This window comes from Catellatospora sp. TT07R-123 (assembly GCF_018327705.1).
Lineage (GTDB): Bacteria > Actinomycetota > Actinomycetes > Mycobacteriales > Micromonosporaceae > Catellatospora.
Window position 1 is genome coordinate 679,683 of sequence record NZ_BNEM01000001.1, and the last position, 21,207, is coordinate 700,889.

A 21,207-nucleotide genomic window follows, 5' to 3' on the forward strand; every position below is an offset into this window, starting at 1 on the left:
GGTGTCAGTACGGGGCCGCGACCGACAGCGACCAGGCCAGCATCACCGCGGTGCTGTACGGCGACGTCGTGCTCGTGACCGTGTTGTGGCCCGTCTTCGGGATCAGCACCGTGCGCAGCTGCGCCTGCGGCGGGTAGTACTGCGACTCGAACTGCTGCACCACCTCGGAGCTGGTGCAGTCCTCCGCGACCGCCGAGCAGTGCATCGGGTCGGCCTGTCCGTTGAGGATCAGCGTCGGCACCGTGACGCCCTGCGTCAGCGCCGACGCGGGCGGCAGCGCCACGATCGCGGCGAGGTCGGTCAGCTGGGTGTAGCTGACCACGTCCTTGTTCGCCTCGTCGGCGGCCAGGGCGCCCGCGTCGCTGGTCTCGGGCACGTAGTACATCAGGTGGCGCATGTCCGGCTTCGACGTCAGGTACCCGGGGTCCAGGCCCAGGCCCGCGAACGCGGGATCCGACGACGCCCCGTAGAAGTTGGGGAAGATGTTCGCGTTCAGGTGCGGCTGGTTGAACACGTGCAGCGCCGCGGTGTTGATGAACGCGTCGACGTCGTGGTACGTCGAGATCTCCTTCCAGCCGTAGATCGACCCGTAGGAGTGCCCGACCCAGATCACCTTGCCGAAGCCGGTGCCACTCACCGCGCCCGAGCGGAGCGCGGTGATCGCGTCGTGCAGCGCCACCGAGCCGCCCGCGATGTTCACCAGGGGGCTGACCGGGTGCGAGCTGCGCCCGGTGCCGATGCGGTCCACATTGAACGTCGCGTACCCGACGAGCGTGGCCGCCCGCACGTAGGAGTAGTACCCGTTGCCGTACGGGATGTCGAAGTACACGTGGTTGTACCCGGCCCCGTGCACCAGCAGCTGCACCGTACGGGGCTGACGCGGCCCCCGGTAGCACAGCTCGCCCCACATGCTGTAGCTGGCCGCACCGGTCTCGGAGAGCCGGACGGGCAGCGTGTGCTGGGTGCAGTGCATCGACGCGAGGGACGCGCTCGCCGATTCGGCGGGGACGAGTACCAGAGCCGCGAGCAGCACCGGCACCAACGCGAGTGACCTGAGGCGCTTCAAGCGTTCCTGCTTTCTTCCAGAGGGGTTGGGATGGGTCAGCGGGCGGCGTACTGCGCCCGCAGTGCCTTCTTGTCGACCTTGCCGGAGCGGGTCAGGGGCAGCCGCTCGACGAACTCCACGTGGTGGGGCCCGGCCTGCGGGATCAGCTCGACCTTCACCAGCTCCCGCAGCTGCTCGTCGGTGACCGCGCCCGGCTCGGTCGGCACGACGTACGCGTAGACGGCCTGCCCGAGCTTCTCGTCGGGAACGCCGATCACGGCGACGGACTTCACGCTCGGGTGGGCGGCGATGACGTCCTCGACCACCCGGGAGTGGATCTTGCGGGCGCCGAGACCGGAGATGATGATGTCCTGGATCCGGTCGACCAGGTACAGGTACCCGTCGGTGTCGGCGTACCCGAGGTCGCGGGTGCGCACCCAGCCGTCGACGAGCGTCTGCGCGGTCAGCTCCGGGTCGCCCCAGTAGCCGGCCATGTTGAGGTTGCTGGCGATCCAGATCTCGCCGATCTCGCCGACGGGCAGGACCGTGCGGCCGTCCTCGCCGCGCACCTCGATGCGCACGTCGCCGTACGCGGTGCCGGCCGAGCCGATGCGCTGCGGGTGCTCCGGGTCGTACGTAAGCCCCGGCAGCGTGGTGACCATGGTGGACTCGCTGAGCCCGTAGATGATGCGCAGCACCGGGCCGAAGCGCTCGATGCCCTGGCGCAGCCGGGCCGGGTTCGCGCCCGCGCCGCCGAGGTTGAACATGAACAGGTTCGACGTGTCCGTCGTCTCGACGGCCGGGTGGTCGAGGACCTCGTAGAACATCGCCGGGGACAGGAACGTCGAGTTGATCCTCTCCCGCTCGAGGACCTTGAGGAAGCCCTCGGGATCGAACGTGGCACCCAGGACCAGCATGCCACCACCGAAGATCACGAGGAACGCGGTCATCTGGCCGCTGACCGCCCAGAACGGGGAGATCGAGTACTGCCGCAGTGACGGCAGCCCCGAGTCCCGGTACGCCACCGCGAGGGCCTGGGCCTGCGCGAAGAAGCTGTTGCGGTGGTGCACCAGCTTCGGGGTGCCGACGGTGCCGGAGGTCTGGAAGATCGACTCGGGTTCGGTGTCGAAGCTCTCCACGTCCAGCGGCGCGGCGCCGTCGGCCACGGGCACGAGCAGGTCCGGGCCCACACCGCCGGGCCCGAGACAGAACACGGGCACCGCGGGCGCCGACGCCGCGAGCTCCGCGCCCTTGTCGGCGTGGGTACGCGGGTCGTACATGAAGGCATCCGACTCGGCGAGCAGCTGGGTGTACTCGTTGAACTCGCGCTGCTTGTTGCCAGGCATGATCCACAACGTGCGGCAACCGAGCAGGTGCAGCGCCAGCTGGGCGATCGGCCCCTCGATCGGGTTGGCGAACATCATCAGGACCGACGAACCGGGCTTCACGCCGTGGTCGCGCAGGTTCGTCGCCAGGTCGAGCACGGCGGTGCGCAGCTCGGCGTACGACATCCGGCGCTCGCCCGCGACCAGGGCCTCGCGGTCCGCGTACGACGCGAACAGTTCCAGGCCGTGCCGCACGTAATTGGGGGTATTCATGTGAGCTCCCTAACCCGGGTACGCCGATGTGCCTCTGGTTGCTTTACGGCCGCGATATCCGTACCCCTCGCGCGGGTTATCTCTGTTCTATTTGAGCGGTGTGCGCCGGATCGGCTGGGCTATTTCGCAGGATGCCCCAATCCGTCATTGTCTATCTACTAATCGGCGTGGGATTGATATGTGTCATTGCCATTGGCGGCGGGCCGTGCTTAACATGGCGCCACCGGACTACTGATGGAGGTGAATGTCCATGTTCGTCGTCAACGAGGCGTGACCATCGGCACCAAGCCGAGGCAGATGGCCGAGTCCGGCCACCCAACGATCAGTAAGGCGGCGATTCACCTCGCCGCCTTACCAGATCATGCTGTCCCGACCCAGGTCCGCCATGAGTTCTGGACCTTGGGTCGGGATCTCCGACATTGATGACCGCCACCGTCTCGTAGTGATGGGCCATGCCTATGGCCCAGCCGCTCGCGCGCCTCGTCCAGGCGGCCGGCCGCGTGCGCCGCGATACCCAGATGCCGCAACGCCTCGGCCCAGGTCGGTTTGTCGCCCAGCGCCCGGTACAGCTGGAGCGCGCGCTCGAACGACGCCAGCTCGGCCGGATCCTCGGCGGGCGGCGGGCCAGGGTCGGCGGACAGGCTCTGGAACCGCGCGTGGAGCAGCATCAGGTCAGGTCGGCGGGGACCGCCTGGATGATCCGTGCGGTGGGCCGATCGCGGAGATGTGCCAGCCGCCCCGGAGCACGTAGCGACAGTGACTCATCAATGTCAATATGACTATGAGTTGACTCCTACCTGCCGAGGGGCGCGCGATGATCGCTTGGAGAAGCGGCATGGCCTGGGTCGCAGTGCTGACGCTGGCCTGGGGTGGGCTGGCCGTGACGCCGGTCGCGGCGAGCCCACTGCCGGATCCGCCGTCGAACCCGTGGCAGCGGCGGCACTGGCCGCAGACGCAGCCGTGGCAACAGGAGCAGGCCCAGCCCCGGAGTCTCGCCGCGGGCGCGCCGCAACCGGTCGACCCGCAGAACTTCGAGCAACCTGACACCATGACCTGGGCCGACTACCGGTCCGTCCCCGGCACGAACTGGGCGAACCCGGCCGTGCACGGCTCGGTGCGCACCTTCCGCGGCGCGCTGGTGCTGGTGGACTACCCGAACCAGCCCTTCGTCGTCACCCGGCCCGCGAACTCCACCATCTACGGCAATCCGACGGCCGTGCAGAACCTGCCGCGGGCGCAGGTGCCGCAGTTCTATCGGGACTTCCTCAACACGCCGAGCCAGCTCAACCACGGGCACACCATCCACGAGTACTGGATGGAGGACTCCGGCGGCCGGTACGGGATCGAACTCGGCGCGTTCGGCGTCTACCAGATGCCCGCCAAGAGCCACCAGTACGGGATCGACAGCTTCCAGCGCGGCTCGGGCTGCCCGAGCGGCGACTCCTGCCAGCGTGACCTGCGCACCGACGCCCGCGCCGCCTGGGTCGCCGACGTCGGCAGCGCCGTGGTCGGGCAGTACGACTTCGTCTTCTATCTCAGCGCCGGGCAGGACGAGTCGTCGACCTGGCAGGAGTTCGGCGAGATGAAGTTCCCGACGAAGGAGAGCGTCACCGACGCATGGGGCCCGCCGGACACGGCACTGCCCAACTGGAACTACACCCGGTATATCGAGTGGACCTCCTGGCAGGCGTCGGCCAACATCTGGCCGAACGCCGTCACCGGCAGCTCGACCCAGGCCGAGAGCTCCGGGATGTCGGTCTACGCCCACGAGTTCAGCCACATCCTCGGCATCGCCGACAACTACAACAACCCGTACTCGACCCCGGCCCGCCGCGCCTACAGCGGACCCTGGGAGATGCTCGACCGCGGCACGTTCAACGGTCCGGGCGGCCCGCACAGCCGGTGGCTCATCCCGGCCACGGGCGGCGCCAGCATGGGCGCGCAGCACATGCTCCGCAACAAGATCAAGCTCGGGATCGTCGACGAGCGGAACGTACTGCGGCTGTCCCGCAACGCCCTGTCCAGCTCCGGGCTCGTGGTCGCCCGGGTCACCGCCCGGTCCGTCCAGCCCGGCACGGCCGGGCTCACCGGCCTGAACGTGGCCCTGGACGGCGGGGACCGCAGCCCCGCGTGCAGCACCAGCACCAACCCGCGGTGTGACGGCGGCGGGTACAACAACTACACCATCGAGGTCGTCGACCGGATGGGCTTCGACTCGTTCACCCCCGACTCCGGCGTGCTGCTGGCCAAGACGAAGAACAGCGACACGGCCCCGTTCATCTGGACCGTCGACGCCAACCCGCAGGACATCGACCAGACGGACTTCGTACGGCCCAACGGCACGGTGCAGAAGATGACCATCGGCGACTACCGGCAGCTCTCCGACGCGCTGTTCCACGCCGGCACCGACTCGGGCAGCGAGTACGAGTACATCGACCAGGCCAACCGCCTGCATGTGTACGTGCTCGACATCCAGCGGGACGGCACCGGCGTCCTGTCCTACACCGTCGCCGTACGTTCGCTCGACGGCGCGGGCAATCACGTGCGCGGCGTTGCCGTGTCCCCGGCCACCGGAACCTCACCACCGGCCGACGGCTGGACCACCTGCACGCTGGCAGTCCAGAACACCGGCCAGGCCGGGACCGTGCCGTCCGGCCACCCCGAGGACGTGACCCCGTACGTCGCCGCCGACGTGTACCGGATCTCGGCGACGACGACCAGCACCGGATGGACGGTCACCCTGCCGGCGACCGTGGTCACGGCCAAGTTCGGCCAGACCGTGCCGGTGCAGATCTACGCCAAGCGCGCCTCGGGCGCCGGGCCGACCGCCCAGATCCGGATGACCGCGACCTCGGAGAGCAACCAGACGAAGACAGCCACCGCCACCTGCAGCATCGCCTAGGTTCGGCAAGCGGTGAGCGGATGCGGCGGGAGGCGGCCACGCAAAGGGTCGTCTCCCGCCGCCTGAGCGGCGGGGCGTCCCCGCCGCCGCGAGATTGTCCCGCTTGCCGTGTCGATTCCGGCGGTGCGCCGTTCGACCTCTGGTGAGAAGCCGGCAACGAGCCGGCCGCCGCATCACCGGAGGACACCATGACCACCACCGACACCGCCACGAAGCCGACGACGAGCCTGGGTCGGCTGCTCGCGACGGGCGTCGTCGCCATCGCGGTCGCCAGCGCCGCCACGAGCGCGGTCGCCGCCGCCGGCAGCGCCGCCGGGATCAGCCTCGACGTGAGTGGCGCGTCGATCCCGATCATGGGGTTCGGGATGCTGACCGCGCTGTTCTCGGCTGTGGGGCTGATCCTCGCCGTGGTGCTGTTGCGCACGGCGCGGCACCCGCGGCGGGTCTTCGTCTGGACGACGGTGGTGCTGACCGTGCTGTCCCTGGTTCCGGACGTACTCGCGGACGCCGCGGCGTCCACCAGGGCGCTGCTCATGCTCACCCATCTGGTCGCCGCCGTCATCGTGGTGCCGGCGGTCGCCCGGCGCCTGCCCGCGTGAACGGCGGAACACTTTCACGGATCGAGGCGCAGACGATCCCCGACGGACCCGGAACGGTGTCCGACCGATATCGTCAGGATCGCCGCCGAGACCGCCGCTGCGGGATCGTCTGATCTTCCTCCGTCGGCCACGGTGGCCGAGGCCGACGGATGGTTCGTCAGACAGCAGGCTTCATTCGCCAAGGCGGCACGACGTGCCTGAAGCCGGTGAAGCTTCGCCAGGTCGCCACTTCACTTCGTAACCTGACTGAAGGAGCCGATGCCGGTATGACGGTCCAGCGACCGATGCCGACGCAGGACGACGTGCTCGGATACTTCGATACGCTCTCCAACTGGGGACGGTGGGGCGACGACGACCAGCTCGGGACGCTGAACCACGTCACCGACGCCGTCCGGCTGGCGGCGGCGCGGGCCGTGCGCCACGGCCGGAGCGTCTCCTGCGCATGGGAGATCACCGTGCCGCAGGACATGGAACGGTCGACGACGACCTGCCCCTGCGCCGCCGACATGCCCGGAGCCGAGAACATGCCGGTGGCCGCGTTCCACGACGACCGGCGCTGGGGCTTCTCGTCCGAACGGCTCGACCTCTCGTTCCACGGCAACACCATCACCCACCTCGATTCGCCGTGCCACATCTTCTGGGACGGCACGATGTACAACGGCCGGCCGCACTCGCTGGTCGACGCCGCGTCGGGGTCGGCGTGGGCGGCCGTCACGGCGGCGGCCGACGGCATCGTCACGCGCGGTGTCCTGCTGGACGTCGCGGCGGTCCGCGACGTGCCGTGGCTGGCGCCGGGGCACGGGGTGTTCCCCGACGACCTTGAGGCGGCCGAGCGCCGCCAGGGTGTACGGGTGCAGCCGGGCGATGCGGTGCTGCTGCGGACCGGCTACGGCCGCGCCCGGCACGAAGCCGGCCCCACCGGCGGTTTCACGCAGGCCGGCTGGCACGCGTCATGCCTGCCGTGGCTGCACGAGCGGCAGGTCGCGCTGATCGGCGCGGACACCCCGCAGGACGTCCAGCCGTCGGGCTACCCGGACGTGCTGATGCCCGTGCACGCCGTGAGCCTGGTCGCGATGGGGCTGTGGATGCTCGACAACTGCGACCTCGAGGCGTGCGCCGCCACCGCCACCGAGCTCGGCCAGTGGGACTTCCAGCTCGCCGTCGCACCGGTCCGCTTCGCCGGCACGTCCGGCAGCCCGGTCAACCCGATCGCGACCTTCTGACCACGGTGCCGCTCTCGCAGGCGCGATGGGACGGTTGTAGCGGAAATGTATGAAGTGTGGAAGTCGGCTTCGTACATTCGCCTCACCGTGCACTTCAGTTCCATCCCGGGGAGGCAAAGCATGTCAGGGAGAATCGGACGCGCGCTGCGCACCGTCGGCGTGACCATCGCCATCGCGGTGGCCGGTGTCGGCGTCGCCGCAGCACCGGCTCAGGCGGCGTCGCGTGACGGTGTCTGCGACAGTGGCGAGTTCTGCTACTACTACAACAGCGACTTCGCCGGGTCGATCTCCGACCACGGATCGTCGCTGGCCGACTACGGGGCCACCCAGCCGACGTGCTACGAGTTCCAGAGCGCCGGCAACGGCCAGGGCCAGTGCATCAAGAACAACGCGGCGTCGGCGTGGAACCGCACCGGCAGCACGATCCGGGTGTACTTCAACAGCGACTTCGGTGGCACGTCCCAGGACATCGCGTCCGGGGCGAAGGTCAACCTGAACGCGTCGCTGAAGAACAACAACGCCTCGCATCAGCCCGCGCCCACCGGTGGCGGCGGCTACCCCGCCAAGGACGACTACCCCTACCGCGGGCAGACGACCGGCGTCGACCCGTGGAACTTCTACAAGGGCCAGTGCACCAGCTTCGCCGCGTGGGCGGTGCGAAGCCGCCTGGATGTCGCCTTCCACAACTACTACGCGGGCGTCCACTGGGGCAACGCCAACAACTGGGCCAACGCCGCCCGCAGCGCCGGCATCCCGGTGTACGGCAGCCCGAAGGCCGGTGACGTCGCGGTCCGCCTCGGCGGCACATTCGGTCACGTCGCGTTCGTGACCAGGGTGAACTCCAACGGCACGTTCGAGGTCGACGAGTACAACTACAACGGCGGGTCTGCCTACAGCCACCGCACCGTGTCGGTGGGCACGGCCAACAGCCAGTTCTCCCAGTTCGTCCGCTTCAAGTGATCCGGGCGGTGACGTACACCGCCGCAGCCGGCCGATGAGGGGCGGGCCTCGACCGCACGACCCGGTCGAGGCCCACCCGCTCCGGATCGCGCGGTCGACGACGGAAACGTCTGCCGTGTGGCGCAGGGTCACCGCGCTCGATCTGATCTAGTCCCACCCGGGAAACTATGCAATGATCACTATCGATCTGCATGTTCGCTCGGAGGCATGATGTCGGGTAATGCAAGCAGCAACATCATGGCATTGGCGGCGGTGTTCCTGATCGTCGTCGGTGTCATCGGGGTGCTGCGCCGCCCACGCACACCGATGCGGCCGGAGCTGATACTGGCCTGTCTGACGGGCGTGGCTGCCATCGAACTCGGCGCCGACCCTGTCGTGTCCCGGGTCACCGGCATCGCGGTGATCCTGGCAAGCCTCACGGTCGCCGCCGCTGTCCTATGGGGCGAGTACGTCGTCCGGCGCTTGCCCTCCGACGCCGATCCTGGTCGTGTCCAGCTGGTCCGCGTCGGCCGGAACCCGCAAGCGGTGCAGCTGGATCCGGCAGGCACCACCGCCTATGTCCCGTGCGCCTGGGGGCGCGGAACGCTGGCAATGGTGGACGTGGCACGTGGCTCGGCGCGGTTGGCGCCGGTCGGCCGGGGCGCCGTGACGGCCCTGCCGCTGCCCCAGAGCGGACTCGCCCTGGTCAGCATCTTCCGGCCGTGGCGCGGCGGCCGCCTCGTGATCGTCGACACCGCGGCGGGAAAGGTGACCGGCATGGTGTCCGGCCCGAGGGCACCTCGCGGCTTGGCTGCCAGCCCCGACGGCCACCTGGTCTACGTGACCTCGATGTGGGACCACAGCCTATGGATCCTGGATGCGCGGACGCTCCAGCCGACCGCCACGATCGGCGGGGTCGGCCGGGTGCCGGTGGCGGTCGCGAGCAGCCCTGACGGCGGAAAACTGTTCGTCGCCGCCGCCGCGGGCGAGGCCGTCACCGTGGTGGATGCGGTGCGGCGCGAAGTGGTGGGGTCCATTCCGCTGGAGGCGATACCGCGCTCCCTGGCTGTCAACGCCGCCGGAGACACGCTCTTCGTCACCTGTCGTGACGGCGGACTGCACATCATCGACACCGAGCTCGGGCGGAAAAGACAAGTGATCACCGTAGGAGCCGGCCTCGGTGATGTCGCGGCACATCCCTCCGACCCCGAGCGCTTCTACCTGACCGACACCCACCACGGAAAAGTGTTCCAGTTCGCCGCTGCGAAACGGCCAGATCGCATGTTCGAGCTCCGGCGGACAGTGCCCGTTCCACCCGACGGCCCGCTCGGAATCGCCGTCGGCCCCGACGGGCTGGTCCATGTGGCCTGCAACCAGGGCACCCTGGAGACACTGGACTTCACACGGTGAAGAGCCCGTGAACGACGCCCCAGGTCGGTGGGACGCGGCGCTGTGCCCGCGCCCCACCGGCAGGTCCACGTCAGCCAGGGAAGGCATCCGGATCGACTGCACTCGACGACGCATTGCCGCCGACGACCTTCTTCAGGCTGATCGTCCAGATCGTGTACTGGCCACCGCTGGTGCTGTACTTCAGCGGATCGTCGAACTTGGCGAAGGAGCACTGCTGCGTGAAGGTCTTGGCCTTCGCGTCCCAGTCCTTGCCGCTGGTGTAGAACACCGAGTACGTGCCGTTGGGGACACCCTTGACCGTGAAACTTCCCGACCCGCGCACGTACACGCTCAGGCTGGGGCTCTTGCTGCCCGACTTCACCAGGCTGATCACGGCGTCGCTGGACGCGTTCGCGACCTTCAGCTCACCCGGGCCGTGCGACGACAGCTTCTTGAGCATCGTGCCGTTGGAGAGCCTGCGGTTGGCCAGTTCCGTCCTGCCCGGCAGCGACTTGCCGAACTGGAACGTCGGGTCGGCCTTGGCGAGCGTGTCAGCCGCCGCACGCAGGTCGGCGATCGCCGGAGCCTGGCTCAGCATGGCGAGCGCGGCAGACCCCGCGCACAGCACGCCGCCGGTCTTGGCCTGGGACGCCAATGAGTCCAGCGCACGCAGCAGCGACGCGTGGCCGGATGTCGCCGACGGCGGCACCACCGCTGCCATGAGCCGGGTGCGGACGGCCGCCGCGGTCTTGGACAGGGCGTCACCGGCCGCTCGGACTGCCGCGCCGGTACGCGCGGGCGCGAAGCCTGCCACCGCGGTGCGCAGTTCGGCGTCGGCGGCGGCGAGCAACTGCTGGTATTCCGGCCCGGTCAGTGGCCGAGCCGGCGACATGGATGCCGCCACGGCGATGGGGATGTCGGGCAAGTCCGGATCGGACCCTGTTCCGCTGCAGGCCATCAGCGCGCAGGCTACCGATACCAGCGCGGCGACCCGGCCGGCGAGGTGGGGTGAACGGGTGAACAAGGCGGACTCCTTCGGCCTGAACGGCGAGGGGCGGCGGACTGCCGCGAGAGGGGCACGAGCCGTGATGCGGTGACTTCGACAGGTGGCCGGAGTGATCCCTCATCGCACTACCGAGGCCCCCGCCGTCGCACACCGTATCGTGCATTGTCAATGTTCTGCTGCCCGGTTTCACGACGGGTCCCGGCCTGTTCCATCTGCATCCCACCAAAGTGCCGCGCTGCGGACAGCCGGAAGCGGCGGACGCAACCAGGCGTCCGCCGCTTCCGTGACGTCCGGTCGCCGCGAGCGGCGCGGGACGGACCCGTCAGGTCATACCAGGTCGAGGTCGACCAGGAGCGCGTCGGCGAAGCTGGACTCCATGTCGTCGGAGCGCTGCGGGCGCGAGGACGGGAGCACGAACTTGTAGCCGACCTGGCGTACGGTGCCGATCATGGCCTCGTACTCGGAGCCGAGCTTGGCGCGCAGGCGCCGCACGTGCACGTCGACGGTACGGGTGCCCCCGAAGTAGTCGTAGCCCCACACCTCGCGCAGCAGCTGGTCGCGGGTGAAGACCCGGCCCGGGTGCTGCGCCAGGAACTTCAGCAGCTCGAACTCCTTGTACGTGAGGTCGAGCGGGCGTCCCTTGAGCTTGGCCGCGTACGTGTCGGGGTCGATGGTCAGCTCACCGCCGCGGATGAGGCCGCCGGCCGCCGCGGTCGCCGAGTTGAGGCGGCCCACCGCCAGCCGCAGCCGCGCCTCGACCTCGGCCGGACCGGCCCCGGCGAGGATCACGTCGTCGACGCCCCAGTCGGCGTTGATCGCCACGAGACCGGCCTCGGTCACGACCGCGACCAGCGGCACGCCGATCCCGGTCGCGTGCAGCATCCGGCAGGTGGCCCGCGCCTCGGACAGTTCGGTACGCGCGTCGACCAGCACCGCGTCGGGGCTGGGCGTCGACACGAGGGTCCGCACGTCGCGAGGCGCGGTGCGCACCATGTGCGGGAGCAGATCGAGCGCCGGGAGCACAGCAGAGGGCTCACCAGCACGTGCGGTGACCAGGAACAGAATTTCCACGGATCGCCTCCGTCGTTCGCGGATCTCACCGGACGGAAGTCCGCGTCGCTCACCGGGAATGCCGTGTGCGAGGGCGGCGTCACGTCGGTCCCGGCGTCACTGACGGGTGATGGAGCCATGAGCATATCCGAGTAAACGCCCGTCGCTCACGACTGAATTCTTTGTCACTGCTGGGTTTGCGCTGGAGTTCCGGGCAGATTTCGGCCGTGTTACCCGGTCCGGTTTCGCACGCGGGTCGGCGTCAGATCGTCTGCGGGTTGTCGCGGCTGCCGCGACGACCCGGCTGCGTTACCGGCGGACCGCCGGAGGATGGCAGACCGAGCAGCTGTGGCCCTGAATCCTCGTAGGGCACCTGCGGCTCCCCACAGCAGACCCGCGGCGACGACCAGGACGCCGGTGGTCTGGGCCAGGCCGGGCATCTCCTGGTCCTGCACCGCCGCGACGGCCAGGGTGGCCACCGGGACCAGGCCGGTGAACATGCCCGCGTGCTCGACACCGAGCAGCCGCAGCCCGGTGAACCAGGCCAGGAACGCGACCACCGTCATCATCACGGCCAGGTAGAGCAGGATCATCGCCTCGGTCGCGGTGGGCATCCGCAGCCGCGCCCACTCCCCCGTGGCCAGCCCGGCCGCCACCAGCATCGGCACCGCGAGCGCGCAGCTGTACATCGACACCCGCACCGCTCCGAGCCGTGGCAGCACCGCTGCGGCAAGCAGCGAGAACGACACCTCGCACACCAGCGTGCCGAGCGCCGCCGCGAGACCGACGCCGTCCGCGGAGCCGGCGCCGTGCACCAGCGCGGTGCCCAGCACCACGACCCCTGCGGCGATGACCAGCCGGGCCGCCGGGCGGGCGCCTCGTATCAGTGGCCCTGCCAGCGCCAGGCCGAGCGGCGCCGCCCCGACGACGGTCCCGACCACGGCCGCGTCGGCGTGGTCCAGCGCGGTCAGCAGCAGCGTGTTGAACAGGGCGAGCCCCAGCAACGCGACGGCGGTCAGCAGGGCCAGCTCGCGCCGGGTGGGCCGGAGCACGGGGGCCGTGCCGCCCAGTCGCGGAAACAGCCGCAGAAGTGCCGCCAGCAGCGCGGCGGCCAGGGCGTAACGCAGCGCCTGGCCGGTGAGGATCGGATAGTCGAGGACGAGGCGGCTCAGGCTCACCGAGCCGCCGAGGATCATCATGCCGAAGCTGCACAGGGCCGCTCCGGTCAGGCTGTCACGGTTCACGTCCAGACGGTATGGTCAGCATTGGTACACCGGACAGGTCCACTTGACCACAGGAACAGAGGACCAATTGGCGGTGCGTGAAGTGCTGCTCGATCTCGACCCGAACCTGCCCAGGATCGGCGAGCAGCTGGTGGGGGCGCTGCGAGAGGCGATCGCGCAGCAGCGCATCGCGCCGGGCACCCGGTTGCCGTCCAGCCGGGACCTCGCCGCCGACCTCGGCCTGTCGCGTGGTCTGGTGGTGGCGGCGTACGAGCAGCTCACGGCCGAGGGCAGGCTGGTGAGCCGCCGCGGTTCCGGCACCGCCGTCGCGCCCGCTCCCCCACCTGCTCCCGCCGTCGCGGGCGAGCCGGCGCCGGTGCCGCCGGGCCGAGTGGCGCCGCTGCGGCCGGGGGTGCCCGACCTGGGCATGTTCCCGCGCGCGGCATGGCGGCGGGCGTACGAGCGCGCGCTGGCCACCGCCCCCGACGCCGACCTCGACTACACCGACCCCGCAGGGGTGCCCCGGCTGCGCAGCGAGCTGGCCTCCTATCTGGGCCGGGTCCGCGCCGCGCAGACGGGCGCGGACGGGGTCGTGGTCACCACCGGCGCCGCGCAGGCGCTCAGCCTGCTCGGCCGGGTGCTCGCCGCGCGCGGCCTGACCGAGGTCGGCGTGGAGGATCCGGGCAGCGCGGGCATTCGCGGCCACCTGCTCGCGCACGGTCTGTCACTGCGGCCGGTGCCGGTCGACGGGCAGGGCGCCGTGGTGTCGGCCCTCGGGAGCGTGCGGGCCGTGTTCGTCACGCCCGCGCACCAGTTCCCGACGGGCGTCGTGCTCGCGCCGGGACGGCGGGCCGAGCTGATCGCCTGGGCTCGGCGCACCGGTGGGCTGATCATCGAGGACGACTACGACGCGGAGTTCCGCTATGACCGCGATCCGGTCGGCTGCCTGCAGGGCGTCGCACCGGACGTGGTGGCGCTGGTCGGCTCGGCCAGCAAGGCGCTCGCACCGGGGCTGCGCCGCGGCTGGCTCGTGCCGCCGGCGGGCTGGCTGGACGCCGTACGCCAGGCGAAGTCCGACGCGGACATGGGCGGCTCGGCGCTGGAGCAGCTGGCCTTCGCCGAGCTGCTCGCCTCGGGCGGCTACGACCGGCACCTGCGCCGGGCCCGGCGCGCCCAGCGCACCCGCCGTGACGCCCTGGTCGCGGCGCTGAGGACGTACCTGCCGCAGGCCCGGATCTCGGGGATCGCCGCCGGGCTGCACCTGGTCGTCGAGCTGCCGTCCGGGGTGGACGACCGGGCGCTGGCCACGCGGGCGCGGGCCGCCGGGCTCGGCCCACTGGCCCTGTCCGAGCTGCGCTACCACCCCGAGGGCACGCCGGGGCTGGTGCTGGGCTACGCCGCGCACACCCCGGACGAGCTCACCGCCGCGGTAGCCGTCCTGGCCACCCAGCTTTCGGGGAGGTGAAGCCGTTGCCGTCAAGCCAGGGGCGTGGGCGCCTGATCGGCGTCAGACAGCCTGGTGGGGTCGTCTGACCGGACTGCTTCAGCGGCTGAAGACCGACTCCGGCACGGCTTCGGAGTCCGCCGGGACAGTTCTGCCTGACAGGGCGAGAAGGCCGAGAGCTCCCGCGTACAGCAGCACGCCGGCGGCGTACGGAATCCGGTAGCCGGTATGTGCCGCGGCTCCGAGGACGGGCCCTGCCAGCAGCGCGCCGACCGGCACGGTGTTGGAGAAGAGGGTGGAGGCGCGCCCTCGATGGCGGGGCAGCATGTCCTGCATGTAGGTGATGCCGAGGCCCGAGAGCGCGGCGATCGCCGCGGCGTTGAGGACCTGGCCGAGCACCAGGTGCCACAGGCTGGTGGCCAGTGCCGTCAGCGCCATGTAGGCCAGTCCGCATACTGCGCCGACCATGAGCAGTCGGCGGATGGGCAAGCGGGTGGACATCATCCCGAAGCCGACCATGAGCGGGATCTCAAGCGCGGCGCACAGTCCGAGCAGCAGTCCGGAGCTGCCGAGGCCGAGGCCGAGCTCGCGGGCGGTCAGCAGCGGCAGCGCCTGGACTGCCATGTTGCCTGCCGCGCCGGTCAGCACGAACACGGCCACGCTGAGCCAGATCAGCTTCGGTGGCATGTCCGGCTCTGCGTCGGTGTCGGCGTCCGGCTCGTCCAGCGCGGCCGGTCGTGGTCTGCGCAACCCGAAGGCGATCACGGCGACCGTTGTCGCGTACATCAGCGACGACGTGAGGTAGGTGAGCTTGAACCCGCCGACGGTCAGCATGAATGCGGCCAGCGGCGGACCGGCGACCCAGGCGATGGAGAACAGGGTCCGCAGGGTGCTCATCGTCATGGCGACGCGGTCAGAACCGTGGAGGGCCTCGCGGGCGTAGGCGAAGACCTGCGGCATCAGCGCCCCGGCAGCCGCGGTCAGCGTCATCGCGACCACCAGGAAGATCCAGTAGTCCCGTACGACGGCGGACAGAGCCGCGGCCAGGCAGCCGGCGACAGCCGTGGCCATCAGCAGGCGGCGCCGGTCAGGAAGCCGGTCGGAGACTCGGCCGATCAAGGTCGACGCCATGATTGCCGAGACGGGTGCGGCGATGAGGAACATCGCGACCTGCGGGGCAGAGGCGTGGACGGCGTCTTCGAGGAACAGGGTGACGAACGGTATCGCCATCGCCGTCGACAGGCCGACGGTGATGAAGATCAAGCCGAGCGCGACCAGCGGTCGTCCGGTGCGCAGTTCGGCGGTCGCACGGGGCACGACATCACTCCGTTGACAGCTGGTAGGGGTTGGGGCGGGTGCCGCACGGCCGGCCGAGGCTGCGTACCGCGCGGCGTGGTGTTGCGGAGCGCAGCGGGGACGGGTCGGCAGTCGCACAGCGTAGCCGCCGACCCGTCCCTGGGGCTGGCGTCAGGCCAGGGTCGCGATGTCGATCACGAACCGGTAGCGGACGTCGGTGCTGCGCGACCGGTGAGCAGCGCGGCGTCCAGCGCTGCCAGATGATCCGCGACCCGGCCGACCGTCAGCACTCCACCCCCGCGCCACCAGGAGGCGGCCCAGCACCGCACGATGCATCGGACCCTTCAGCGCGACCGGCCGACGCTGCACGTCCTCGGCGGTCACCGGCCCGAGAACGCAGAAACTGATCCGCCCGCCGTGCATGCCGCCACGCTATCGCGATCGCCCAGCTCAGCTCACAGCACCGTCGTCAGCACGCCGCCGTCGACGCGTACCGCCGATCCGTTGATGGCGGACGCGAGCGGGCTGGCGATGAAGGTGACCGCGTTCGCGATCTCGCCGGGTTCGATGAAGCGGCCCAGCAGGGTGGTCTGGTTGGCGCCGATGATCGCCGCCTTCATCTGCTCCTCGGGCAGAGACTGCGCTTCCGCCAGCATCCTGACCGTCGCGGCGACGCCGTCGGAGTACGTCGGGCCGCCGAGCACCGAGTTGACGGTCACCTCGGTGCCCTTCGTGAGCTTCGCCAGGCCGTTGCCGACCGCGAGCATCGCCGTCTTGGAGGTGCCGTAATGGATCATGTCGGCCGGGATGTCGACGCCCGACTCGCTGCTGACGAACACGATCCGGCCCCACCCTCGATCCAGCATGCCCGGCATGAGCCGCCGCGCCAGCCGGACGCCGCTGAGCACGTTGACCTCGAAGTAGCGCCGCCAGTCGTCGTCCGAGATCTTCTCGAACGGCTTGAGCTCGAACAGCCCGACATTGTTGATCAGGATGTCGACGCCCGGGATCCGGTCGCACAGCCGGTCGACGTCCTCGGCGACCGCGAAGTCTGCGGGCTGACCGCTGACCGACGCACCCGGCACCTCGCGCCGCAGCCTGTCGACGGCCTCGGCCAGCTTCTGCGGATCACGGCCGTTGAGGATCACGTCGGCGCCCTCGGCGGCCAGGGCCTTCGCGGTCGCGTAGCCGATACCTTGGGTCGATCCGCTGATGAATGCGGTCTTGCCGGTGAGCTGCAGGTCCATTCGTCCTCCTCGTGAGCACCGCCGGCGGAGCCGGGGCTTCGCACCTTGCCGGAAGGTCCGGCAGCGGTCAGGTATGAGGTTGCCGCGAACGAATGAGCATTCGATGAGCAAATCGATCGAAACGACTTCCGAGCACTCAGCGGCGTCGCTGCATGCCGCTGCCGTCCCGGGCGGGAGCCCTTTTGGTTCTCACTGCGGCCACGCTCGCGTCAGGCTTCCGCGCAACTGCCTCAGTGCCGCATGACGTCGTCTTGAGAGCGCGCACACATGCCTGGCCGTGATCAGCCAGTGGCACGTGGGGCGTACATGATGACCACGACGCCGATAAGGCAGATCACCGCACCGATCACGTCATAGCGGTCGGGGCGGAACTTGTCGACGACCATGCCCCAGGCCAGGGACCCGGCGACGAACACCCCGCCGTAGGCGGCCAGGATCCGGCCGAAGTTCGCGTCGGGCTGGAACGTGGCCACGAACCCGTATGCGCCCAGGGCGATGACCCCGGCGGCGATCCACCACAGGCCGCGGTGCTCGCGCCAGCCCTGCCACACCAGCCACGCCCCGCCGATCTCCAACAGCGCCGCCAGGACGAACAGGATGACAGAGCGGGCGATCATCATGGGCGCAGCCTAACGATCGTCACGACGGCTGCGAGCAGGAGCATGCGCCACCCGAACACCCGTCGGCGTGGGCAGCCCGGCGCCTGGTCGACCACCACCACGCAAGCGCGGTCATGGCTGCGAGCGCGACGGCGATGCCGGGCATGATCTGCCCGAGCGCGGCCCAGCCGGCACCGCCGACAATGCCCGCGGCCAGCAGCAGCGGGATGGCGCAGCACAGGGCGCAGGCCAGGCCGGTGAGCCCGCCGAGGCCGCCGGGAAGGAGCACACGCAGTCGGTTGATCATTTGTTGCCTCCGTGGTCGGGTTCGGCGAGCGGGATCGGGCAGCAGTCGGTGGTGGCGCAGGTGGTCAGGTCGTCGCAGCCGGCGTCCAGGGCGGTGCGCAGACTGTCGGCGATGGTCTGCAGATCGGCGATCTTGGCCTCGATCTCGGCGAGCTTGGCGGCGGCGCGTCTCTGCAGGCTGGTGTCGGGTCTGCGGCCGTGGCGATGGGTGCCCAGGTCGACCAGTTCGGCTACTTCGTCGAGAGTGAACCCGAGCCGCTGCGCGGTCTTGATCACCCGCAGCAGGGTCAGGGCCTCTGCCGGGTAGAGGCGGTGTCCGCCAGGGCTGCGGGCCGGTTCGGCCAGCAGGCCGCGGCGTTCGTAGTAGCGCAGGGTCTGCAGGTTCACCCCGGCCGCTTCGGCCAGTTCCCCGCTGCGCAGGCCCGCGTTCACGGACGGCCGCGCACAGCGTCGGCCCGCTGCGCAAGGGCGGCAAGGACGTCGGCGCGGGCGGGCGGGACCTCGACGTCGAGGATCACCTGTCCCGACGCGGCGGCGGTGACGGTGAACGTGAAGAACGAGCAGCAGTCGCTCTCGCGGGCGGACAGGTCCCGCACGGTCGCCTCGAGATCAGCCCCACCGGACAGGGTCAGGCGCAGGTGCGTGTCGGCGAGGCGTTCGACGGTCCGCGTGGCGGTGGCGAACAGCGTGTCGAACTCGGCCAGCCGCAGCGGCTGCTCGGCCGTCGGCAGGGTGCACGCCTGTGGTACCCATGCCGGACCAGAGGTTTGTTCGGTCATGCCACCAAGGTAAACCTGTACCCAGGTACCGAATGCAAGTCCCGTTGAGCACCATGTTGGCTCGGCATGACGCGGGCGGGCGGCAGCGGCTCGACTTCTTGACACCACAGTCATCGAGACATAGCCTGCCGTCAAACTGACAGGAAACTTTACCGTTTACCGGAGGACGCCGTGCACCGTCGCGCCCGTCAGGCCTTGCTCGCCTCCGCAGTCGCCGTCGCCATCTCAACGGCCTGGCTGGTCGGCGCTAGCCCCGCCGACGCGACCCCGGTGAGCCTGCAGACCGTGGTGCCCGCGCCGGTGTCGGTCCAGCCTGCCTCCGGCGTCGTCCACACGCTGCCGGCCAACGCCGCGATCCAGACCCAGTCGGGCTCGACGGCCGCCGCCGACGTCGGCAACCAGCTCGCCGGAATGCTGCGCCCGTCCACCGGGTACGCGCTGCCCGTCACCACCGCCAGCGGCACCCCGACCAGCGGCATCGCACTGCTGCTGTCCGGCGCCGACCCGAGCGTCGGCAGTGAGGGCTACCAGCTGGACGTCACCGCCACGCTGATCACCGTGCGGGCGCAGACCGCAGCCGGGCTGTTCCACGGCGTGCAGACGCTGCGGCAGCTGCTGCCTGCCGCCGTCGAGGCGCGAACCGTCCAGCCCGGACCGTGGGAGGTCGCCGGAGGCCGGATCATCGACTATCCGCGCTACGGCTACCGCGGCGCGATGCTCGACGTGTCACGGCATTTCTTCGGCGTGGACGTGGTGAAGCGGTATCTCGACGAGATCGCCCAGTACAAGATCAATACCCTGCACCTGCATCTGTCCGACGACCAGGGCTGGCGGATCGTGGTAGACGCCTGGCCGCGCCTGGCCACCGTCGGCGGCAGCACCCAGGTCGGCGGCGGCCCCGGCGGCTACTACACGAAAGCGCAGTACAGCGACCTTGTCGCGTACGCCGCGGCACGCTACATCACGATCGTCCCCGAGATCGACATGCCCGGGCACGTCAACGCGGCGCTGGCCTCCTACGCCGAACTGAACTGCAACAACACGGCCCCGCCGCTGTACACCGGCACCGCCGTGGGGTTCAGCTCCCTGTGCGTCGGCAAGGAGGTCACCTACACGTTCGTGCAGCAGGTGCTCTCCGAACTGGCCGCGCTCACCCCGGGGCCGTACCTGCACATCGGCGGCGACGAGGCGAGCAGCACCTCCGACGCCGACTACCGCACCTTCATGAACCGGATCCAGCCGTTCGTCGGCGCCTCCGGCAAGACCGTCATGGGCTGGCACCAGCTCGGCAAGGCCGACCACTCCCCCGGCCGGGTCGCGCAGTTCTGGGGCACGACGACCTCCGACGCCGACCTGAGCGCCGCGGTCAGCAAGGGCGCCAAGGTGCTGCTGTCCCCCGCCAACAAGACGTACCTCGACATGAAGTACACCAACCAGACCCCGCTCGGGCAGACCTGGGCGGGTCTCATCGAGGTGCAGACCGCCTACAGCTGGGACCCGGCCACCCTGCTGCCGGGCGTGCCCGCCGCGTCGATCATCGGCGTCGAGGCGCCGCTGTGGACGGAGACGATCACGACACTCGCCGACATCGAGTTCATGGCGTTCCCGCGCCTGCCCGCCCTCGCCGAGCTGGCCTGGTCACCTCAGTCGGCACGCGACTGGGACGCGTTCAAGGCACGCCTGGGCGCGCAGGGACCGCGCTGGACCACGCAGGGCATCAACTTCTACCGCTCGCCGCAGGTCCCCTGGGCGATCCCGCCCGCGACCGGCCGGGTGGAGGCGGAGTCGTTCACCGCGCAGTCCGGGGTGCAGATCGTCGCCGACGCCGCCGCACACGGCGGCAACCGCGTCGGCTACATCGACAACGGCGACTGGATCGGTTTCTCCGGCGTCAGCCTCACCGGCAAGACCGGCTTCACCGCCCGCGTCGCCTCCGGCGGCACCGGCGGCACCATCCAGATCCGCTCCGGCTCGGCCACCGGCACCCTGCTCGGGTCCGTCAGCGTCCCCAACACCGGCGGCTACGGCGACTACACCGACGTCACCACCACCGTCACCACCGGATCCAGCGCACTGTACCTGGTCTTCACCGGCAGCGGCAGCGGTCTGTTCGACATCGACGACTTCGCCCTCACCGGCACCACGCCGCCGGTCAGCCGGGTCGAGGCGGAGTCGTTCACCGCGCAGTCCGGGGTGCAGATCGTCGCCGACGCCGCCGCACACGGCGGCAACCGCGTCGGCTACATCGACAACGGCGACTGGATCGGTTTCTCCGGCGTCAGCCTCACCGGCAAGACCGGCTTCACCGCCCGCGTCGCCTCCGGCGGCACCGGCGGCACCATCCAGATCCGCTCCGGCTCGGCCACCGGCACGCTACTCGGGTCTATCAGCGTCCCCAACACCGGCGGCTACGGCAACTACACCGACGTCACCACCACCGTCACCACCGGATCCGGCGCACTGTACCTGGTCTTCACCGGCAGCGGCAGCGGTCTGTTCGACATCGACGACTTCGCCCTCACTCCCTGACCGGATCCGTCAGGCGCCGACGGCAATGGCCGT

19 protein-coding genes are annotated in these 21,207 nt (G+C 70.1%); 7 read left to right on the plus strand and 12 right to left on the minus strand.

What is annotated here, in order from left to right:
• Nucleotides 1-4 precede the first annotated feature (4 nt).
• Nucleotides 5-1,066: an alpha/beta fold hydrolase gene (locus Cs7R123_RS02825; protein WP_212823202.1), complete on the minus strand. Its 1,062-nt coding sequence runs from the start codon at nt 1,064-1,066 to the stop codon at nt 5-7.
• Between the two features lie 35 nt (nt 1,067-1,101).
• Nucleotides 1,102-2,643: an AMP-binding protein gene (locus Cs7R123_RS02830; protein WP_212823203.1), complete on the minus strand. Its 1,542-nt coding sequence runs from the start codon at nt 2,641-2,643 to the stop codon at nt 1,102-1,104.
• A gap of 835 nt (nt 2,644-3,478) precedes the next feature.
• Here Cs7R123_RS02830 and Cs7R123_RS02835 point away from each other — a divergent pair.
• The 5 genes from Cs7R123_RS02835 to Cs7R123_RS02855 all read left to right on the plus strand — a co-directional run bounded on the left by Cs7R123_RS02835 (nt 3,479) and on the right by Cs7R123_RS02855 (nt 9,716).
• Nucleotides 3,479-5,545: a M6 family metalloprotease domain-containing protein gene (locus tag Cs7R123_RS02835; protein ID WP_244871562.1), complete on the plus strand. Its 2,067-nt coding sequence runs from the start codon at nt 3,479-3,481 to the stop codon at nt 5,543-5,545.
• A gap of 188 nt (nt 5,546-5,733) precedes the next feature.
• Entirely contained in the window at nt 5,734-6,144 is a 411-nt protein-coding gene (locus Cs7R123_RS02840; RefSeq protein WP_212823205.1) for a DUF6069 family protein, read from the plus strand.
• A 266-nt stretch (nt 6,145-6,410) separates the two neighbouring features.
• Nucleotides 6,411-7,367 (plus strand): cyclase family protein, encoded by a 957-nt coding sequence (locus Cs7R123_RS02845; protein ID WP_244871563.1) that lies wholly within the window; start codon nt 6,411-6,413, stop codon nt 7,365-7,367.
• 120 nt (nt 7,368-7,487) lie between these two features.
• The gene (locus Cs7R123_RS02850; RefSeq protein ID WP_212823207.1) at nt 7,488-8,327 is read left to right on the plus strand and encodes a CHAP domain-containing protein; all 840 of its coding nucleotides are present in this window, start codon (nt 7,488-7,490) and stop codon (nt 8,325-8,327) included.
• 237 nt (nt 8,328-8,564) lie between these two features.
• Nucleotides 8,565-9,716 carry a YncE family protein gene (locus tag Cs7R123_RS02855; RefSeq protein WP_212823209.1) on the plus strand — a complete coding sequence of 384 codons (1,152 nt, stop codon included), beginning with the start codon at nt 8,565-8,567 and terminating at the stop codon, nt 9,714-9,716.
• A gap of 70 nt (nt 9,717-9,786) precedes the next feature.
• Here Cs7R123_RS02855 and Cs7R123_RS02860 read toward each other — a convergent pair whose 3' ends face one another.
• The 3 genes from Cs7R123_RS02860 to Cs7R123_RS02870 form a co-directional block, all read right to left on the minus strand.
• Nucleotides 9,787-10,719 carry a hypothetical protein gene (locus Cs7R123_RS02860; protein ID WP_212823211.1) on the minus strand — a complete coding sequence of 311 codons (933 nt, stop codon included), beginning with the start codon at nt 10,717-10,719 and terminating at the stop codon, nt 9,787-9,789.
• 309 nt (nt 10,720-11,028) lie between these two features.
• Nucleotides 11,029-11,772 carry a response regulator transcription factor gene (locus Cs7R123_RS02865; protein ID WP_244871564.1) on the minus strand — a complete coding sequence of 248 codons (744 nt, stop codon included), beginning with the start codon at nt 11,770-11,772 and terminating at the stop codon, nt 11,029-11,031.
• 209 nt (nt 11,773-11,981) lie between these two features.
• Entirely contained in the window at nt 11,982-12,995 is a 1,014-nt protein-coding gene (locus tag Cs7R123_RS02870) for a DMT family transporter (RefSeq protein ID WP_212823213.1), read from the minus strand.
• Nucleotides 12,996-13,068: 73 nt separating this feature from the next.
• Between Cs7R123_RS02870 and Cs7R123_RS02875 the strand changes: the two genes are divergently transcribed.
• Nucleotides 13,069-14,439, plus strand: coding sequence for a PLP-dependent aminotransferase family protein (locus tag Cs7R123_RS02875; RefSeq protein ID WP_244871565.1), 1,371 nt, complete (start codon nt 13,069-13,071; stop codon nt 14,437-14,439).
• Nucleotides 14,440-14,517: 78 nt separating this feature from the next.
• Here the strand turns inward: Cs7R123_RS02875 and Cs7R123_RS02880 are convergent, their stop codons facing one another.
• From Cs7R123_RS02880 to Cs7R123_RS02910, 7 genes are all read right to left on the minus strand, one after another.
• Nucleotides 14,518-15,735: a sugar efflux transporter gene (locus Cs7R123_RS02880; protein WP_244871566.1), complete on the minus strand. Its 1,218-nt coding sequence runs from the start codon at nt 15,733-15,735 to the stop codon at nt 14,518-14,520.
• 150 nt (nt 15,736-15,885) lie between these two features.
• Nucleotides 15,886-16,137, minus strand: a complete 252-nt coding sequence (locus Cs7R123_RS02885) for a hypothetical protein (RefSeq protein ID WP_212823216.1) — start codon at nt 16,135-16,137, stop codon at nt 15,886-15,888.
• Nucleotides 16,138-16,169: 32 nt separating this feature from the next.
• Entirely contained in the window at nt 16,170-16,961 is a 792-nt protein-coding gene (locus Cs7R123_RS02890) for an SDR family NAD(P)-dependent oxidoreductase (protein ID WP_212823217.1), read from the minus strand.
• Between the two features lie 281 nt (nt 16,962-17,242).
• A complete protein-coding gene (locus Cs7R123_RS02895) occupies nt 17,243-17,581 on the minus strand; it encodes a YnfA family protein (RefSeq protein ID WP_212823218.1) in 339 nt (112 codons plus the stop codon).
• 19 nt (nt 17,582-17,600) lie between these two features.
• Nucleotides 17,601-17,867: a hypothetical protein gene (locus Cs7R123_RS02900; RefSeq protein ID WP_212823219.1), complete on the minus strand. Its 267-nt coding sequence runs from the start codon at nt 17,865-17,867 to the stop codon at nt 17,601-17,603.
• The gene (locus Cs7R123_RS02905) at nt 17,864-18,298 is read right to left on the minus strand and encodes a MerR family transcriptional regulator (protein ID WP_212823220.1); all 435 of its coding nucleotides are present in this window, start codon (nt 18,296-18,298) and stop codon (nt 17,864-17,866) included. The genes Cs7R123_RS02900 and Cs7R123_RS02905 overlap by 4 nt, the downstream gene beginning before the upstream one ends.
• On the minus strand, nt 18,295-18,645 hold the full coding sequence (locus tag Cs7R123_RS02910; RefSeq protein WP_212823221.1) for a hypothetical protein: 351 nt from the start codon (nt 18,643-18,645) through the stop codon (nt 18,295-18,297). The genes Cs7R123_RS02905 and Cs7R123_RS02910 overlap by 4 nt, the downstream gene beginning before the upstream one ends.
• A 195-nt stretch (nt 18,646-18,840) precedes the next feature.
• On the opposite strand from Cs7R123_RS02910, the gene Cs7R123_RS40645 reads away from it, so the two are divergent.
• Nucleotides 18,841-21,174 carry a family 20 glycosylhydrolase gene (locus Cs7R123_RS40645; protein WP_280517273.1) on the plus strand — a complete coding sequence of 778 codons (2,334 nt, stop codon included), beginning with the start codon at nt 18,841-18,843 and terminating at the stop codon, nt 21,172-21,174.
• Nucleotides 21,175-21,207 lie beyond the last annotated feature (33 nt).

Bases quoted from the DNA above. Each gene is read 5' to 3' on its own strand.
- Cs7R123_RS02830 (WP_212823203.1), bottom strand. From the start codon at position 2,643: ATGAATACCCCCAATTACGTGCGGCACGGCCTGGAACTGTTCGCGTCG.
- Cs7R123_RS02835 (WP_244871562.1), top strand. From the start codon at position 3,479: ATGGCCTGGGTCGCAGTGCTGACGCTGGCCTGGGGTGGGCTGGCCGTG.
- Cs7R123_RS02840 (WP_212823205.1), top strand. From the start codon at position 5,734: ATGACCACCACCGACACCGCCACGAAGCCGACGACGAGCCTGGGTCGG.
- Cs7R123_RS02845 (WP_244871563.1), top strand. From the start codon at position 6,411: ATGACGGTCCAGCGACCGATGCCGACGCAGGACGACGTGCTCGGATAC.
- Cs7R123_RS02850 (WP_212823207.1), top strand. From the start codon at position 7,488: ATGTCAGGGAGAATCGGACGCGCGCTGCGCACCGTCGGCGTGACCATC.
- Cs7R123_RS02855 (WP_212823209.1), top strand. From the start codon at position 8,565: ATGGCATTGGCGGCGGTGTTCCTGATCGTCGTCGGTGTCATCGGGGTG.
- Cs7R123_RS02885 (WP_212823216.1), bottom strand. From the start codon at position 16,137: ATGCACGGCGGGCGGATCAGTTTCTGCGTTCTCGGGCCGGTGACCGCC.
- Cs7R123_RS02890 (WP_212823217.1), bottom strand. From the start codon at position 16,961: ATGGACCTGCAGCTCACCGGCAAGACCGCATTCATCAGCGGATCGACC.
- Cs7R123_RS02895 (WP_212823218.1), bottom strand. From the start codon at position 17,581: ATGATGATCGCCCGCTCTGTCATCCTGTTCGTCCTGGCGGCGCTGTTG.
- Cs7R123_RS02900 (WP_212823219.1), bottom strand. From the start codon at position 17,867: ATGATCAACCGACTGCGTGTGCTCCTTCCCGGCGGCCTCGGCGGGCTC.
- Cs7R123_RS02910 (WP_212823221.1), bottom strand. From the start codon at position 18,645: ATGACCGAACAAACCTCTGGTCCGGCATGGGTACCACAGGCGTGCACC.